This window comes from Paenibacillus sp. Y916 (genome assembly GCF_056786435.1).
In genome coordinates this window covers 261,546-278,435 of record NZ_JBXCJA010000004.1, presented here as the reverse complement: position 1 = coordinate 278,435, position 16,890 = coordinate 261,546, and the positions used below count along the sequence as shown (strand labels likewise).

At 40.5% G+C, this 16,890-nt stretch carries 15 protein-coding genes and 1 riboswitch; of the genes, 12 read left to right on the top strand and 3 right to left on the bottom strand.

What is annotated here, in order from left to right; translation table 11 throughout:
- Nucleotides 1-148 precede the first annotated feature (148 nt).
- From AC1TO9_RS12035 to AC1TO9_RS12005, 7 genes are all read left to right on the top strand, one after another.
- Entirely contained in the window at nucleotides 149-1,156 is a 1,008-nt protein-coding gene (locus AC1TO9_RS12035) for an ABC transporter substrate-binding protein (protein WP_482059275.1), read from the top strand.
- On the top strand, nucleotides 1,153-2,199 hold the full coding sequence (locus tag AC1TO9_RS12030; RefSeq protein ID WP_482055404.1) for a FecCD family ABC transporter permease: 1,047 nt from the start codon (nucleotides 1,153-1,155) through the stop codon (nucleotides 2,197-2,199). Before AC1TO9_RS12035 ends, AC1TO9_RS12030 begins: the two co-directional genes overlap by 4 nt.
- Nucleotides 2,196-2,972 (top strand): ABC transporter ATP-binding protein, encoded by a 777-nt coding sequence (locus AC1TO9_RS12025; protein WP_482055405.1) that lies wholly within the window; start codon nucleotides 2,196-2,198, stop codon nucleotides 2,970-2,972. The genes AC1TO9_RS12030 and AC1TO9_RS12025 overlap by 4 nt, the downstream gene beginning before the upstream one ends.
- Before the next feature lie 41 nt (nucleotides 2,973-3,013).
- A complete protein-coding gene (gene cobT, locus AC1TO9_RS12020; protein ID WP_482059274.1) occupies nucleotides 3,014-4,093 on the top strand; it encodes a nicotinate-nucleotide--dimethylbenzimidazole phosphoribosyltransferase in 1,080 nt (359 codons plus the stop codon).
- Nucleotides 4,090-4,662, top strand: coding sequence for a bifunctional adenosylcobinamide kinase/adenosylcobinamide-phosphate guanylyltransferase (gene cobU / locus AC1TO9_RS12015; protein ID WP_482059273.1), 573 nt, complete (start codon nucleotides 4,090-4,092; stop codon nucleotides 4,660-4,662). Before cobT ends, cobU begins: the two co-directional genes overlap by 4 nt.
- Nucleotides 4,659-5,468 carry an adenosylcobinamide-GDP ribazoletransferase gene (gene cobS / locus AC1TO9_RS12010; RefSeq protein WP_482055408.1) on the top strand — a complete coding sequence of 270 codons (810 nt, stop codon included), beginning with the start codon at nucleotides 4,659-4,661 and terminating at the stop codon, nucleotides 5,466-5,468. Before cobU ends, cobS begins: the two co-directional genes overlap by 4 nt.
- A 71-nt stretch (nucleotides 5,469-5,539) precedes the next feature.
- Nucleotides 5,540-6,004: a nucleotide-binding protein gene (locus tag AC1TO9_RS12005; protein WP_482059340.1), complete on the top strand. Its 465-nt coding sequence runs from the start codon at nucleotides 5,540-5,542 to the stop codon at nucleotides 6,002-6,004.
- A 40-nt stretch (nucleotides 6,005-6,044) separates the two neighbouring features.
- Here the strand turns inward: AC1TO9_RS12005 and AC1TO9_RS12000 are convergent, their stop codons facing one another.
- On the bottom strand, nucleotides 6,045-7,733 hold the full coding sequence (locus AC1TO9_RS12000) for a methyl-accepting chemotaxis protein (protein WP_482055409.1): 1,689 nt from the start codon (nucleotides 7,731-7,733) through the stop codon (nucleotides 6,045-6,047).
- A 213-nt stretch (nucleotides 7,734-7,946) separates the two neighbouring features.
- A riboswitch (PreQ1 riboswitch) is annotated at nucleotides 7,947-7,991 on the top strand.
- 4 nt (nucleotides 7,992-7,995) lie between these two features.
- Here AC1TO9_RS12000 and AC1TO9_RS11995 point away from each other — a divergent pair.
- Together AC1TO9_RS11995 and AC1TO9_RS11990 are read left to right on the top strand one after the other, a co-directional pair.
- The gene (locus tag AC1TO9_RS11995; RefSeq protein WP_482059272.1) at nucleotides 7,996-8,682 is read left to right on the top strand and encodes a queuosine precursor transporter; all 687 of its coding nucleotides are present in this window, start codon (nucleotides 7,996-7,998) and stop codon (nucleotides 8,680-8,682) included.
- Nucleotides 8,683-8,881: 199 nt separating this feature from the next.
- Nucleotides 8,882-10,276 (top strand): L-cystine transporter, encoded by a 1,395-nt coding sequence (locus AC1TO9_RS11990; protein WP_482059271.1) that lies wholly within the window; start codon nucleotides 8,882-8,884, stop codon nucleotides 10,274-10,276.
- Between the two features lie 142 nt (nucleotides 10,277-10,418).
- Here the strand turns inward: AC1TO9_RS11990 and AC1TO9_RS11985 are convergent, their stop codons facing one another.
- Complete coding sequence (locus AC1TO9_RS11985; RefSeq protein WP_482059270.1) at nucleotides 10,419-11,507, bottom strand: M24 family metallopeptidase; 1,089 nt, start codon at nucleotides 11,505-11,507, stop codon at nucleotides 10,419-10,421.
- Between the two features lie 188 nt (nucleotides 11,508-11,695).
- On the opposite strand from AC1TO9_RS11985, the gene AC1TO9_RS11980 reads away from it, so the two are divergent.
- Both AC1TO9_RS11980 and AC1TO9_RS11975 read left to right on the top strand, forming a co-directional pair.
- Nucleotides 11,696-12,544, top strand: coding sequence for an SDR family oxidoreductase (locus tag AC1TO9_RS11980; protein WP_482055413.1), 849 nt, complete (start codon nucleotides 11,696-11,698; stop codon nucleotides 12,542-12,544).
- Between the two features lie 93 nt (nucleotides 12,545-12,637).
- The gene (locus AC1TO9_RS11975) at nucleotides 12,638-14,233 is read left to right on the top strand and encodes a copper amine oxidase N-terminal domain-containing protein (RefSeq protein WP_482055414.1); all 1,596 of its coding nucleotides are present in this window, start codon (nucleotides 12,638-12,640) and stop codon (nucleotides 14,231-14,233) included.
- 125 nt (nucleotides 14,234-14,358) lie between these two features.
- Here the strand turns inward: AC1TO9_RS11975 and AC1TO9_RS11970 are convergent, their stop codons facing one another.
- On the bottom strand, nucleotides 14,359-15,270 hold the full coding sequence (locus AC1TO9_RS11970; RefSeq protein ID WP_482059339.1) for an ArsR/SmtB family transcription factor: 912 nt from the start codon (nucleotides 15,268-15,270) through the stop codon (nucleotides 14,359-14,361).
- A 311-nt stretch (nucleotides 15,271-15,581) separates the two neighbouring features.
- On the opposite strand from AC1TO9_RS11970, the gene AC1TO9_RS11965 reads away from it, so the two are divergent.
- Entirely contained in the window at nucleotides 15,582-16,823 is a 1,242-nt protein-coding gene (locus AC1TO9_RS11965) for an extracellular solute-binding protein (RefSeq protein WP_482055415.1), read from the top strand.
- Nucleotides 16,824-16,890: the final 67 nt, after the last annotated feature.

The window sequence follows — 16,890 nt, the reverse complement described above, 5'->3', positions numbered from 1 at the left end:
TTTGTACAGACGTAATCCCTGATTCTTTCTAGCAATAGAGGATCAGGATTTTTTGCTATGTTTATGTCCTTTATCGGAGAGAATTCATTGAAATTACAAGGCTAGCATCTCATGTATGTACAATAGATAATAGGGGAGATAATGAACAATGAAGCAGATTTGGAAGAATTGGACTACGGGTGCCTTAGCAATGATGCTAGCACTATCACTTGCCGCTTGTGGTAATAATAACGAACCAGCGCAAGGATCCGAACCTACGCCAGCACCAACGGAACAAGCCACACCACCAGCAGAACAAGTTAATGAGCTGACAACGGAGTATCCACTAACCGTAACGGATGCGACAGGTGAGACATTTACATTTACAGAAGCTCCGAAGCAGATTGTATCCCTCTCACCAGCGGAGACAGAAGCATTGTTCGCGCTAGGATTAGATGATCAAGTTGTTGGTGTATCGGATTATGATGATTATCCAGCGGCCGTAACAACTAAGCCTAAAATGGGTGGTCTGTACAATCCAAATGAAGAAGCGATTATAGCAGCGCAACCAGATCTTGTACTTACGGGTATTTCTATGAGTGCGGAAGCTACTGAGAAGCTACGTGCTCTAGGAATTGCGATTTTCAAGACCAATCCGAAATCAATAGATGATGTTATCACAAATATTGAATTGTATGGTCAGATTACAGATCATCAAGCCGAAGCGAAGGCTGTTACAGATGAAATGAAGCAAGAGCGAGATGAAGTGACGGAAGCTGTTAAATCACTAACCCCTGATCAGAAGAAGAAAGTGTATATCGAGTTCTCTATAGGTTGGACGGTAGGTAGTGGCGAGTTTATGGACGAGTTAATCGCCCTAGCTGGCGGAGTTAACGTCGCTGCTGATACAACGGGTTGGAGTGAAATTAGTGAGGAAAAGATTATTAATGATAACCCAGACGTCATTCTGTATTCGAAGAATGTGATTGAAGAGAACACACAGAAAACGTTAGACGAGATTATTAAAGCTCGCAGTGGCTGGGATCAAATTACGGCAGTTAAAAATGATGATATTCATGCATTAGATGATAACTTGATTAGTCGTCCAGGACCAAGAGTAACTGAAGGTCTCAAGCAAATTTCCAAAATGATATATCCTGAACTAGTGCAGCCATGAGTAAAAAGTTGGCTGGGTACGGAGGACTTGGGATAATATTGCTTATCGTGAGCTTCCTGCTCTGCCTAGGAATAGGGGCTGTGGAGCTTCCGATCAAGGATATCATAGGAATTCTATTACACCGATTTCCTTGGGTAGGTGATGCAATCACTCCAACATGGAGTTCTGCACATGAACAGATACTGCTGAAAGTGAGATTGCCTAGAATTATACTAGGGATGCTTGTCGGTGCAGCTCTTGCAGTTGCCGGTTCTGGATTTCAAGGGGTGCTGCGAAATCCTCTTGCTGACCCATACACACTTGGGGTATCTTCTGGGGCTTCAGTCGGTGCAGCTGTTATTATCTTTTTCGGATTGCAGTATTCGCTTGTAGGTGTATGGACTCTCCCTTTGGTTGCTTTCCTAACCGGAATATTAACCTTATGGGGAGTTCTATCTTTAGCGCGTGATGGAGGTAAGATTCCGACGAATAGTCTGATTTTGTCAGGTGTTGTTATGCAATCATTTCTAGGTGCAATCGTATCCTTCTTAACTGTGATGTCGAAGCAGACGATTAATGAAATCATGTTCTGGACGATGGGAGGACTCAGCTTCCGTGGCTGGTCATATACACTTATGTTGATGCCATACGTATTAGTTGGACTTGCTGTGATATGGGGTAGTGCACGGTCTCTAAATTTAATGGCACTTGGTGAGCGTCAAGCAGCACATATGGGTCTGAATGTAGAGAGGCTTAAGCTAAGAACATTGATCGTATCCACTTTGCTTACGGCTGCGGCTGTATCGGTATCAGGTGTAATTGGATTTGTAGGACTTGTTATACCGCACATTATTAGATTAATTACGGGACCTGATTATCGACTCATCATTCCATTATCTGCGCTTGGAGGTGGGATATTCACGATGTGGTGTGATACCGTTGCCCGTTCTATTCTCGCGCCTACGGAGATTCCGCTTGGAGTCGTTACAGCATTCATTGGTGCTCCGTTCTTTGCGTATCTGTTGTATCGTAATAAGAAGCATAGGAACGGAGGTATGATATGATTGAGGTGACAAAGGTATCCAAGCGTTATGCTGAAATCTCCGCACTTCGAGATGTGGATTGGTCGATACAAGAAGGTGAGTGGTGGGGAATCATTGGTCCTAATGGAAGTGGTAAATCAACACTCCTCCAATTAATATCTGGAGTGGACCAGATTAGCAGTGGGAAGCTTACGATTCAGGGACGTCATGTCTCAAGCTATAGCCGACGTGAGCTATCCCAGATGCTAGCTGTCCTTCAGCAAGATGGTCTGCCCGCCATTCATTATCCGGTTCGAGATATTATAGAGATGGGTAGATATCCATTTCAGGACTGGCTCGGACGAGATGTGAGTAATAATGCTACAGCTATTATTGATGATATCATGACAAGATTACAGCTTAGTGATCTGGGTGATCGGCCACTGGATGAACTCAGTGGTGGACAGAGACAACGCGTTGCGTTGGGTAAAGTGATGGCACAGGAGCCTCATATTCTATTGCTAGATGAACCGACAACGTATTTGGATATTTACTATCAGCTTCAGTTCATGGAGATGGTAGCTACTTGGCGTAAAGAAACAGGGATTACCGTTATTTCAGTACTCCATGATTTAAATTTAGCTGCTCAATTCTGTGATAAACTGTTAGTGTTACAAGAAGGACAAGTCGTTGGGATGGGGACGCCAGCTGAAATACTAACGGAAGATAATATCCGACAAGTCTATGGCGTCGATCCAGCAGTTGTTCAGCATCCAGTTAGCGCTGTCCCGCAGATCCTACTGTCTCGTTATTGAATCAATCATAGTAACAACTGATATCAGAGGAGAGATGAAGAATGAATAAGAGAATGATGGAACTTATGAATCGTATTGGAGAGATCCCTGAGCTTGATCAGGCTGCGATGCAGGCAGCCAAATTACATATAAGTAATTTGACGGTACCACCTGGTAGTCTCGGTAAATTGGAAGCTATGGCGATACAACTCGCTGGTATTACCGGGGAAATAAAGCCATCTTTTGCTCGTAGGGAAGTTATTGTTATGGCTGGGGACCATGGAGTATGTGAAGAGGGCGTAAGTGCCTTCCCGCAGGAAGTGACTCCACAAATGATTCATAATTTCTTAGCAGGGGGTGCAGCTGTTAACGTCCTTGCACGACAAGCAGATGCAGAAGTTGTATGCGTAGATATCGGAGTGAATAGTGAGTTATCCCATCCTAATCTACTATCGCGGAAAATCAGGTACGGTACAGCAAATATGGCGCAAGGCCCAGCAATGACTTACGAGGAAGCGATCCAATCGATCCTTGTTGGTGTTGAAGTTGTCGAAGATGCTATTAAACGTGGCGTACAATTATTTATAACGGGTGAGATGGGCATTGGGAATACGACGGCAAGCTCAGCAGTGACTTGTGCACTATCAACTATTAGCGTTAAAGATGCCGTTGGTAGAGGGACTGGCATTGACGATTCTCGTCTACAACATAAGATTGGCGTTGTGGAGCAGGCGCTGAAAGTGAATGATCCAGATCGGTCTGATCCCCTTGATGTTCTAGCTAAGGTGGGTGGACTTGAAATAGGCGGTTTAGTAGGTGTTATTCTTGGATCAGCTGCGAATGGTTGCCCAGTTATTATTGATGGCTTTATCTCTAGTACAGCAGCGTTACTTGCCAAAGCTATCTGCCCGACTTCGGCTGAATACATGATAGTGTCACATGTATCGCATGAACAAGGACATCGATTATTACTACAAGAATTGGGTCTCCGTCCAGCATTGGAATTAGATCTACGTATCGGCGAAGGTACTGGTGGCGTAATATGTCTACATCTTATAGATGCAGCTTGCCGGATTGTTAGTGAAATGGCAACATTCGAAAGTGCGGGCGTTTCCGGTGAATCGAAGGAACAGACGAAATGATCACACTTGTCACAGGTGGGGCACGAAGTGGAAAAAGTAGCTTCGCTGAGAAGTTATGCATGTCTATGTCACAAGAGGCAGTATATGTGGCTACTGCTCAAGCTTTTGATGACGAGATGAGGGAGCGAATTGCTCTTCACAAGCTGCAGAGAGATGAGGCTAATTATCCATGGCGTACGGTGGAAGAACCGTTGCAGCTCGTTAAGCTTCTAAGTCGTTGGCGTGAGGATAGTCTGATTGAAGAAGGCTCTGCTCCTACCGTGCTGGTGGACTGCCTTACACTATGGTTATCTAATATTGTTCTGTCCATTGAGGAAGAGAAGAATATGTCTGACCAAGTTAAGGCTGAAATTATGCAACTGGTTGATGAGATGCAGTTATATCCAGGTCATTTGATTGTAGTAACGAATGAGGTTGGAAGTGGGATTGTACCTGAATATTCATTAGGAAGAATATTTCGTGATTTAGCAGGCATCATGAATCAGGCAGTATCAAGAAACTGCGCTCAAGTGTTTCTGGTTACGGCAGGGATTCCTATTGAGCTAAAGAGCAGGGAGTATAAACTATGACCAATTTGGGACAAGCGGCTGCGGCCGCTTTTCAATTTCTATCACGCTTTCCTGTGAAAGCTAATCTGGATTATTCACCTACACTATTTCGTCAAAGTGTGAAGTTCTACCCGCTCGTAGGTACTGTTATTGGATTGGTTGTGTGGGCAGGAGCAGCCGGATTCGCCTATTTGCTTCCTCCATTACCTGCTGCCGTGCTAACCCTTATATTATGGGTCGGTCTTACAGGTGGACTTCATTTGGATGGCTGGATGGATACAGCAGATGGTGTATTAAGTTATCGTTCTCGTGAACAAATACTGGAGATTATGAAGGATAGCCGTGTGGGTGCGATGGGTGTGATAGCATGCGTTCTGCTTCTGCTGCTTAAACTCTCATTAATCTATTCACTATTAGTGGACGGACTTGATTACTCAGGTCTTCTTCTACTGCCTTTGATTTGGAGTCGATGGTTCATAGTTCATGCTATATCTTCATGGCCTACGGCTCGTGGCAAGGATGGCATGGCTGGACAATTGAATGGGTTGAATAAAGGACAGACATACGTGACGTTGCTAATGGCGATTATGTTATCCGGAGTTGCTGTATCGATTGCTCCAATATTTCATTTGGACAGCCAATCATGGACTACAGCATGGGTTGGATTCATTATGCTTCCTCTAGCGGCTTGGATCGCTGGAATGTGGTTAGCACGGAAGCTGAATGCTACGCTAGGTGGATTAACTGGGGATACTTATGGCGCTCTTAATGAATTTCTTGAAGTCGTAGCGTTGCTGATGCTAGTGCTGTTGCACAATCTGATGTGAGAGGGGCAAGAATGAATATGGTGAAATCTGAAACTCGCGATTGGAGTAAGGGTGCTTTTGGACAAGTGCTGATGCTGCAGGGGACGGCTTCAGATGTAGGTAAGAGTGTCGTTACCACTGCTTTATGTCGTATTTTTACACAGGATGGATATCGGACAGCCCCTTATAAGTCGCAAAATATGGCTCTGAACTCTTACGTAATGGAGGATGGGAAAGAAATCGGTCGTGCGCAAGGAGTTCAAGCTGAAGCCTGTAGTGTTAAAGCTACGACGGATATGAATCCTATCCTTATCAAGCCAATGAAAGATATGTTCTCACAGATTGTGGTTCATGGTGTATTTCATAACGATACATTCCGCAGGTCCTGGCTGGATGGTATTCGTGTCAATAAAGGCTTGGGACCTTTGGGTCAGACGTTTACTTCTAGTACGCTCAAGGAACAGGAATTCGATCGAATCGCTGAGGTGGTCCGCAACCATATCGATATGAATCAGATTTACGACATTATGGGTGTTAGTCAGACAAAAGACGCCTGACGGCGTCTTTTGTGAGAAAGTTAATGTGATGGATGGGCAATTATATTTTGAATTGTTGGATAGCCTCTTGTAGCTGAACGGCATACTCATGGAGAGTAGTAACGGTCGAACGATGCTGCTCCATTTCATTCAATTGTTGCTCACTTGTAGTTGCAATTTCACTCATACTTATTCGAGATCTTGATGTGATTAATGCCGTCTCTTCGACAGATGCGCTGACTTCCTCCGTGCCTGCTGATACTTGTTGTGTTGTTGCGGATACGGCTTGTATGCTCTGATTAACGTTGTGAATGAGAATATCTAACTGATTGAAGGCTTTCCCAGCATTTTGTACTAATTCTTTACCTGAACGGACTTCTTGATGGACATGGTCCATCGTAGCAACTGAAGCTTCAGTATCTTTTTGGATCGTTAATAGATGTTCCCCAATATCTTGAGTTGCAATGCGAGATTGCTCAGATAATTTACGAACCTCGCCTGCTACAACTGCGAATCCCCTTCCATGCTCGCCAGCACGAGCAGCCTCGATAGATGCATTAAGCGAGAGCATTTGTATTTGCTTCGTAATCTCGGAGATCGAGGTGACCACTTCTCCAATCACTTGTGAACGTTCATTCATAGAACGAAAGGATTCTAGAGAATCTACAGAGATCTGCTCTACCCGTTGCATCTGCTCTATAGCACGTTGTGCTAGTAAATTACCACTAACTGCTTCATTAGTTGCTGCAGCTACTTGATCGGATACATCACCGGAGGAATTAGCAATGTGCATGATTCCTTGGGTGATCTCTTCCATTGCGATGGCATTTTCTTTGGAAGTTGAGGCAATGCTTTCACTACCCTTGTCAATCTCTTGAAGGACTGAGTTGGAGCGTTCGACCATCATTTTCATAGTTTCTGTAAGGTTTAATAAATCATTAGATCCAGCTAATACTTCATGAGAGGTTAGTTGGACATGTCCGATCATTTCTTTTAGATTATGGGTCATTTGTTGGAAACTGCTAGCAAGTTGGGCGACCTCGTCATGTCCAGTAACGATAATATCTTGCTGTAGATTACCTTGTGCGAGACGGTTACTATGTGCGGCTAACTGAATGATAGGTCGGATAATACGCCGGCTAGTGAAATAAGCAATACTTAGACCCACTGTCATTCCAAGAAGAGTTATCCCTATACAGATCCAGATAATAAACTGAGTCTCCTCCAAGATAAAGCTCGCATCTAAGCTAACTGCCAGAATCATTGTACTCCCAGGAATAGCTATAAAGTCAGTTTTGAATGTTCCATATTCGTTAGTATATACTTCGGTAGTAGCGGTCTTATTGTCGACTGCGGCTTGCATTTCTTCCAGGAATGGAATTGATTGATTTACTTCTAGGCTTGATATACTGTTTGTAGCTAGGACGACTACTTCATGATCCTTTACATTAGCGAGATAAATATTATGTAAGCTAAAATGGTTCATTTTCTCATCGAAGTAATAGGAAAGTGCGGTTTGAGATCCTTCATTTCCCGTCTGCGTTTGCAATACCTGAGAAGTATTTAAGTGTTTGTATGTATCATTGGAACTAATCTTAAGATTGTTCTCAACCTCAGGTAATACATAATGATTAAATATATTCATTAGAACAAGATAGAAGCTAATACTGAATAGTAAAGAAATAATGAATAATACGATAGTAACAACGGACATGAACTTACGACTGATAGAATTTCTAATCCCAAACATAGTGAAACGTCCCCTTTACATATTGTGTCTATGGTTGCTATTGATTTTACAGAAAGAACAGAGAATTGAATAGCGTTATTTTCAACAATTTTGGAAATTTTCAGTAAATTTCGCGAATTAGTGAATTTATTCATTCATTTATTTCATTTTCAGGCTTGGCAATGGCAGTCTTCTGTGATAAAGTAAACCGTGTTTTGAACGTCTAAGACGTTTGGAGCCGCGGTTCGTAACTATCCCGCGTAACAAAACTAGGGGGATAACTATGTTTAATTTAAGTTGGGGTATTTTTTATGTTGTAGTAAATTTTTCGCTCTTTTTACTGTGCTATCGCCTTTTCGGCAAAAAGGGACTTTATGCTTGGATTGGTGTAGCTACGGTAATTGCCAATGTTCAAGTTACTAAAACTATTGATATGTTCGGAATTGTTATGACTCTGGGCAACACGATGTATATAAGTTTATATATGACCAGTGATCTTTTAAATGAAAGGTATGGTCATGAGGAAGCCCGAAAGGCAGTGTGGTTCGGTTTCTTCACTCTGTTGATGACAACAGTTATTATGCAAATGGCGCTCATCTTTACTCCGCAAGAGGGAGATTTCGCTCAAGCTCCACTGGAGGCTATTTTCGGACTCATGCCAAGATTGGCGCTAGGAAGTCTTACAGCATACTTCGTAAGCCAATTCCTCGATGTAAGGCTATACAGTTGGATTCGCAAATTTTATCCCAAACCTGAACAGTTCTGGATTCGTAACAACGGAAGTGCGATGATCAGTTCTTTTGTAGATACATTGATATTCTGCTCCATTGCCTTCTCCATACCGAAATATAGTTGGGAAGTGTGGCTGGAAATTCTCTTCACCACCTATATTATTAAATTTGTACTCATAGCTGCCGGAACGCCATTTCTATATATAGCTCGTTCTTTTAAATTTAAAGATGAAGATTAAATGGACGCTATTTATAGGGTATGACTTATTAGGATAAAGAATAAAATAATAATTAACCCTTTAAGTAGTGTGTGTATAACTGTTATTTTGATATTAAACTAATCCTATCAAAATACTCAGCTATATGTTATGATAAAAAATATTAATACTGTGACTTATTTGTTTAGCGATATATTTTAATTTTTTGGGGGAGTATTTAATGGAAATGCTATGGATTATTATTAACATTGTAGTCATGCTGTTACTGATCGGGTTACTCGTATGGATGCAAAAGAAACATATTTCCTTCACGAAGCGAGTGTTTACAGGTTTAGGGTTGGGAATTATATTTGGAGTTATTCTACAATTGTTCTTTAAACCAGATTCCGATGTTATAGGGAAGTCCACGGAATGGTTTAACTTGGTAGGTTATGGTTATGTGAGTTTGCTTCAAATGATCGTGATCCCGCTAATTATGGTATCAATCATTTCTGCTATCATGAATTTGAACGGTGTTAAGAACCTTGGGAAGATGAGTTTTTCTATTATTGCAGTTCTTCTAATTACGACTGCGATTGCGGCATCTGTAGGTATTATCACCACGCTGAGCTTTGATTTAAAGACGATTGATATTCAGAGCGGTGACAGAGAACAGGCACAGGGTTTGAAATTAGAGGATAGACTTGGTGTTGTTGAAGATAAATCTATTCCGCAGCAAATGCTTGAATTTATTCCGAAGAATCCATTTGCAGATATGACGGGATCCCGTAGTTCTTCTACACTTGCTGTCGTTATATTCTCTGCCTTTATCGGTGTAGCAGTTCTTGGAATAGATCGTAAGAAGCCCAAGCAGGCACAAGTCTTCCGCGATTTGATCGATGCGGTGTATGCTGTTGTTATGCGAATGGTTACCCTTGTATTGAGATTGACTCCGTACGGTATATTGGCGTTGATCACCAAAACCATCGCTACGACTCATGTTGAAGAAATATTAAAGCTGATTAACTTCGTAATCGCATCATATGTAGCTTTGATCGTTATGTTTATTATTCATTTAATATTGATCACGCTATTCAGATTCAACCCGCTTGTATATCTCAAAAAGGTACTACCTACGCTGACATTCGCATTTACTTCACGATCTAGCGCAGCTACCATTCCTCTTAATGTAGAGACTCAAACGAGGAAACTCGGAGTATCTACAGGGATCGCGAATCTGTCAGCTACCTTTGGGGCCACCATTGGTCAGAATGGTTGTGCTGGAATTTATCCAGCCATGCTCGCAGTGATGATTGCTCCAACAGTAGGTATAGATCCAACAAGCTGGGGCTTTATTGTGAAATTGATTCTGGTTATTATGATTAGTTCCTTTGGTGTGGCAGGAGTCGGTGGAGGTGCTACCTTTGCATCACTTATTGTCCTTTCTACGATGGGCTTACCTGTTGCATTAGCGGGTCTGCTAATTTCCGTGGAACCTCTAATTGATATGGGACGTACTGCACTGAATGTGAATGATTCCATGACTTCAGGTCTTATTTCTAGCAAAATATTAAAAGAGAATGATCCGAAAGTATACAATAACCGTAATATAGATTTAGATGCTACACAAGTTTAAGTAAGTAGGGTCTTTATAATCCAATACATGAGAAACCAAAGCAGAGGGTTGCATTGGTTTCTTTTGTAGATACATTGATATTCTGCTCCATTTCCATAACAAAGAACCTGACGGTAGTTTTTCCGTCAGGTTCTTGTGGTTATTATCCGATGATAGTTAGCTCTTTAGGGAATGAGGTTAATACATTTACCCCATCGTCAGTTACGACAATATCATCTTCAATTCGTACTCCACCTATACCGGGAACATAGACTCCTGGCTCTACCGTAAATACCATACCGGCTTGAACTAGATCCATATTGTTGCCATGTACGGAAGGATATTCATGAACATCCATACCTAGTCCGTGTCCAAGTCGATGCATGAACTGAGGACCATATCCCGCGCGTTCAATAACGCTACGAGCGCTTTGATCCACAGATGCTAATGTTACTCCTGGGCGAATGGATTGAATACCTTGTAGATTGGCACCAAGTACGGCATTGTAAATATTCGTAAGTTCCTGACTGATGTCTCCAATTGCAAATGTGCGTGTAATGTCAGAAGCATAGCCATTTGCAAATACACCCATATCGAACATTACTAAGTCACCATTCTGAATTTTCCGTTGTCCAGGTATTCCATGGGGAAGAGCCGTGTTAGGTCCAGAAAGCACCATCGTTTCGAAAGAGGGACCGTCTGCGCCAAGCTTCTTCATCAAATATTCAATCTCAGCGACTAACTCTATTTCAGTTACACCAACCTGAACATGAGTCAGGCTTTGACGGAGAACCTCTTCAATCAGGTTGATGGCATGTTGCATTCGGATAATTTCTTCGGGTGTCTTCTTTACTCGCATGCTTTGGAGTATAGGACCAATATCATGGTATGACTGTGCACCAATAGATTCTTGAAGAAGCTCAAAGTGAGAGACTGTTAGCTGATCTTTCTCAATGCCGAGGGCGTGAATATTCTCTCTAAGTTGTTTCTTAAGTAGTGTATATGGATGATCTGTATCAGAGTGTGTAATGATGTTCTGAACAGAGGATGCAGCATGAGCCGCTTCAGCATCAAGAGAGGGTACGATTAATACAGGTTCCTCTCCATGCATAAGCGTTAAGCCCAAGAATCGTTCATGCGGGTCGCTAGCAAAGCCTGTTAAGTAGTATATATGCTTAGGATCAGTAATAATCAAGGCATCCAATCCTTGCTGATGCATAGCAGTATCTAGTTCAATCAATCTTTCATTCATTTTATATTCATCCTTTCGTATTCTCATATCAAAGTGGAAAAGCGCGTATATCTAATTGTATTATAAACTTCTACTTATAAATGAGGAAGAGAGTAGCGCTATACAGGTAGTTCGTAGTGTACAATTAGCATGTAGAGAAACTAAGGTATTGCTTCTACTTTTACCCTTAAATAGGAGGATGATGCTAAATGCGAAATAAAGTCGTCATGGTGACCGGGGCTAATTCAGGAATGGGACTTGCTACATCCATTGAATTAGCCCAAAGAGGGGCTCATGTCATCATGGTCTGCCGGAATGAAGAAAGAGCTAGATTAGCTCATGAAGAGGCTATGAGACAGAGTGGGTCAGAGAGTATCGAATGGATGCTCGGGGATTTAGGCAATCTGGATAGTATCCGTAAGCTAGCGGTTAATTTCAAAGGGAAATTTGATGTTTTGGATGTACTCATTAACAACGCGGGTGTGGTCTCATTGAAGCATGAATACACGCAGCATGGTTTTGAAATACATATGGGTATTAATCATTTAGGGCATTTCCTACTCACAAACTTGTTGCTAGATAGACTGAAGAATGCCGAACAAGGTCGAATTGTGAATGTCTCTTCTGGAGTTTACAAGGTTGGGAAAATCCATTTCGATGATCCAACTTTAAAGAAAAGATATCATGTTGTCAAAGGATATGCACAATCTAAACTGGCGAATATTCTGTTTACCAAGCAATTGGCTGAAAGGTTAAAGGATTCTCAAGTGACAGCCAATTGCTTGCACCCTGGTGCGGTCATGACTAATCTTGGCATTGACCGTAAGACGGGATTCGGTAAACAAGTATACTCCTTGTTACGTCCATTCTTTCTGACTCCAAAGGAAGGATCTCAATCAGCTATATATCTAGCAACGTCGCCTGAAGTTACGGGAGTAAGTGGGGAATATTTCTATCGTCAAGAAATGAGGAAACTTTCAGCGCGTGCTAATAATAAGCAGGATGCCGAGCATTTATGGCGTTGGAGTGAAGAGCAACTTGAACTATATATGAAGTGAGGAAATAAATAAGGGAATTTCTCTTTACAGAATAATTATCCGCAGGCATACTTGGTAAATAGATGTAACTTAAGTTTACTGAGGAGGAAAGAAATGAAACGTATCAAATGGTTAATAGCTTCAGTACTGGCATCCATGCTTGTTGTATTATCAGGATGTCAATCTGTCGGGGGATTGGATATTAAGAAAAGTATGGTAGATAGCTATGCGGTCAAATCTTCAGAATCGAAACAAACCTTTTCAATTGAAATTGTACCTGCACTCGGGCAAATTAGTGAAGAAGATAAGGAAATAATTGATTTATTGAACTCATTCTCATTAAGTATTGACCATGTGAAAATGCAGGATGCATCAACTGCATCTGTAGAAGGAACATTAAGCTTAGATGGAAAAAAGGTGCCGTTCCATGTATCTGTCGATAAGAAAGAAATGATTTTTTGGGTCGAAGGAGCTAAACAACCGATCTCTATAGCTCTCGATACATTGAACTCAGAGTATGGCGTGGAGTTAGCTAATCTGCAACCCTCTACTGAACAATCTCTTAAATTGATAACAGATGTAGGTGATTTCTTCTTCAAGAATGCGCCTAACCCAGAGTCAATCACCTTGTCATCCGTAACAGATACGGTGTATGGAGAGAAACTAACCCTGAAGAAGCTTCATGTGGATGTTCGTGGAGATGAATTGGTGGGTCTCGCTAAATCCTTCCTGACGAGTGTGTCTGAGGATAAAGAAGGGGTCAAAGAATTAATTAGTACGTTATATGATGTGTACTATCCTATTTATGAATCTGGATTAAACATGTATAGCGAGGAATATTTAGAAGAAGAATATTTCGAGGACGAAGTATCACCATTCGCTTCATGGGAAAGTGTTATCCAAGATAAAGAAGCGACCGTGATTTATTTGACGAATCAATTACAAAAGGCACTGAAAGAACTACTTACAGATTATGATAGTGACGTAAACGATATCTTTAAGGAAGAGCCATTATTGAATGAAGTCTTTAGTAAAGATACAGTACTATCAATGGATATTATGTTTGATAACAAGCTACAGATACGTAAGCAAAATGTAGATCTTATCGTTCAGCTTCCAATTATGGAAGGAATTCCAGTGAAGCAAGTTAAGATTCATTCTAGAAGTGAAATCTGGAGTGTGAATGAGCCTGTTACTATAAATAAAGTAGACACGACTCAAGGAGCTTTGGAGTTAGATGTATTAGCTGTGGATCAGATTACTCCTGGAGCACTTCTGCGTAATTTTGAAGGTCAATCTGAGGCGTATCGTTTCTTAAAAGAAGATATGAGTATTACAAACAAGTATGTCATTCTAGAAACGCTAGTGGATGAAGAGTATGGTTGGTACTATGATTATTCTCTTCCTATCGAAGTGAATAGAACGACGATGGTACCACTTCGACATGTTGCTGAACAGTTGGATGCTGAGATGAAATGGGATAATACGTTGAAGCAAGTTACAGTTATTGATGATTTGACAGGTTCAACTATTGTTCTTAAGAACGGTTCTAACCAAGCACTTGTAGATGGTGAAAAGGTGAAGCTTGCTGAGCCTGTTATGAACTATGAAGGAACTTATTATGTACCACTTCGATTCATATCCGATGCGTTAGGTGCTACAATAGAGTGGAATAATTATACGAAGTCTATCATTATTGAACGTGAATAATGAATGGCTAGAGAAATATAATAAAAAGGTTGAGCAGGGTCATTCTGCTCAACCTTTTTATGTGCGTTTGGTAGCGTGTTTTCTCGGATATGGCCAAACAATAGGTCACAAGGAAGAATGTAATGTTAAAGGTAATACAATTTAAACATGATATCTTGATCATGATTCCCAAATTTTTTCCCAAAAATCGTCGCTCCTCCAACATGCTTTGCATCTTCTTTAACTTCGATTCGAAAGGTCCATCTGTCGCAAGTAGTATCTAAATCCTCAATCAAAACTTGAGACATCGGGTCACCGTCAATATATGTTCCATGGTTTGTAATTCTAATCGTTTTTAGCAATCCATATTGATTGATATTGTGTGGCCACCATTCAGGTGTGAATTTCCCCCTTGCATCGGCATAATCACCAGGACTCGTCCAAGTGCCTAATTCCAAACCGTTTAAGGAGAACGTGATATCAGAAGGCCATACATCATTTGAAAATGGAAATTCAGAAGAAAGTTCCAAGCTAATCTCAAATTGTTGTAGTTCTTCTTCCTTTTTCAAAAAGTTAGCAATATTATATTGGACGAATCCTTGGGTGAACCATAATATCTCTGCATCCACTCTTTTGGAGTCCATAAAGTACCTCGGTTCGTCAACTCTTCCGATAAATTCCTTTTCCGTAGCAAGCCCGCAAGTTGGCTTCAAATCATAATCAGTATAATGACCGATAGGAACCGATGTCTCATAAGATGCAAACGAATGGAATATTTTCTTAGGGAAATTAATTTCAATATGATCTACTCTTAATATGGAAATTCTTTGGTGGCCTGATTGGCCTGGTTTTCCGGGGACTTTCTCCGTTTTAATGATCCCTGCATCTTCTAATTTTTGAATGTGTTTTATCATGATAGGACTACTTAATCCAAGTTCCTGAGCCAACTCTTTTATATTCATTTTGTTTTTTGAGAGTAACTGTATTATTTTTATTCGAACTTCACTTGCTAAAGCTTCGTAAACAATGAGAGAAGACTTGTCTATTTCCAGTTGCATATTATTCACTTCTTTCAAGTTATTTCATTGATTTGAGAAAGATGATTAACTCTTACTAATAATAGCATAAACATTATTAAGTTGTATACTAATTAATGTATATATTAATTAGTATGTTATAGGGACTTATTTTCAATTATCTAATTAACTAATAAGTTAATTTACATGATACAAATATAAATATGATTCATATAAATGTTATTGACAACGCTTTCAGCGTGATTGTATACTTAGCTCAAGTAATTATTTGCGAAGGCACTTTTCGTGAATGATTGTCCAAACAAATACAACATATTTAGGAGGAGAAATATTTGAGAAGAAAATTGGGGGCTTCATTAGTACTTATTTTATTATTTACAACAATCTTAGCTGGATGTGGTGGTGATGGCGGGGGAAATACAATTACCTTTTGGACTCCGCTAACAGGTGATGATGGCGCTAACATGGATCAAATTGTTAAAGACTACAATGCAACTAACCCTGAGGTCAAAGTTAAACATGTTATTACATCAGATATGTATACTAAAGTTTCCACGGTGTTGGCATCTGGCAAAGGTGTACCTGATCTAGCCATCATACACGCGGACCGTGTTCCTGGATTTGTTAAACAGGGTTCATTAGAAGCAATGACATCTGTAATGGCATCACAACCCGAATTAAAACAAGATAATTACTTACCCCAAGCCTGGTCAACCGGTACGATAGAAGGAACTCAATATTCAGTCCCGCTAGATATTCATAGTAATGTAATGTATTACAATAAAGATTTGCTTAAAAAATATAATGTGGAATCTTTCCTAGATGATAATGTTGTTACGATTGATGAGATGCTTTCATTACAAGGGAAATTGGATGAAGGTGACTATGTCGTTAATGATGCGTTGTTAGGCTGGGTCATCTTGGCACAAATTCAAAACTTAGGCGGAGATGTCCAAGTAGATGGTAAACCAGCTGTTAATACGCCAGTGTTCAAACAAGCCTTTGAAAACGTTAAAAAAATATCCGATGCTGGCTTGATGACGCCATTTGGTGAAGATGGATACTTGATGTTCCAATCTCAGAACGTACTATTCTCAACAGATGGTACATGGAGTTCTAATGCACATGCTGGAGTTGAAGGATTGAACTTCGGGGTGACAAATGTTTATTCTCCTACTCCTGATAAGTTTACTAACAGATCTTCTTCACATTTATTCGCTATGCTAAAGAACGATAAAAGAACAGATGAAAAAGAAGTTGGTATTGCTAGTTTTTTAGAATATGTTCGTGAAAATTCAATGGAATGGGCTAAGGCTGGACAAAACGTAGCAAGTAACGTAGTTAACCATAGTCCAGAGTACCAGAACTATATGCAATCCTTCTTTACATCAAATGAAAAAGAAATTCAATCCCTTTACATTTATACTTATGAATACTATCCATATATTGCAGAGGCAGTAGATACGTATTGTGCGGATATCGTTCGTGGTAACGTTGATATCGACGAAACTTTACAGACCATGCAAAAATTTGTTGAAGATAAGATATCTGAAAGTAGCAGTGGAACAAAGTAAGCTGAAACTGAAAAGATTGTAAAGTAATGTGCCCGATATGGCACATTACTTTTACAAAAGGAGAAAT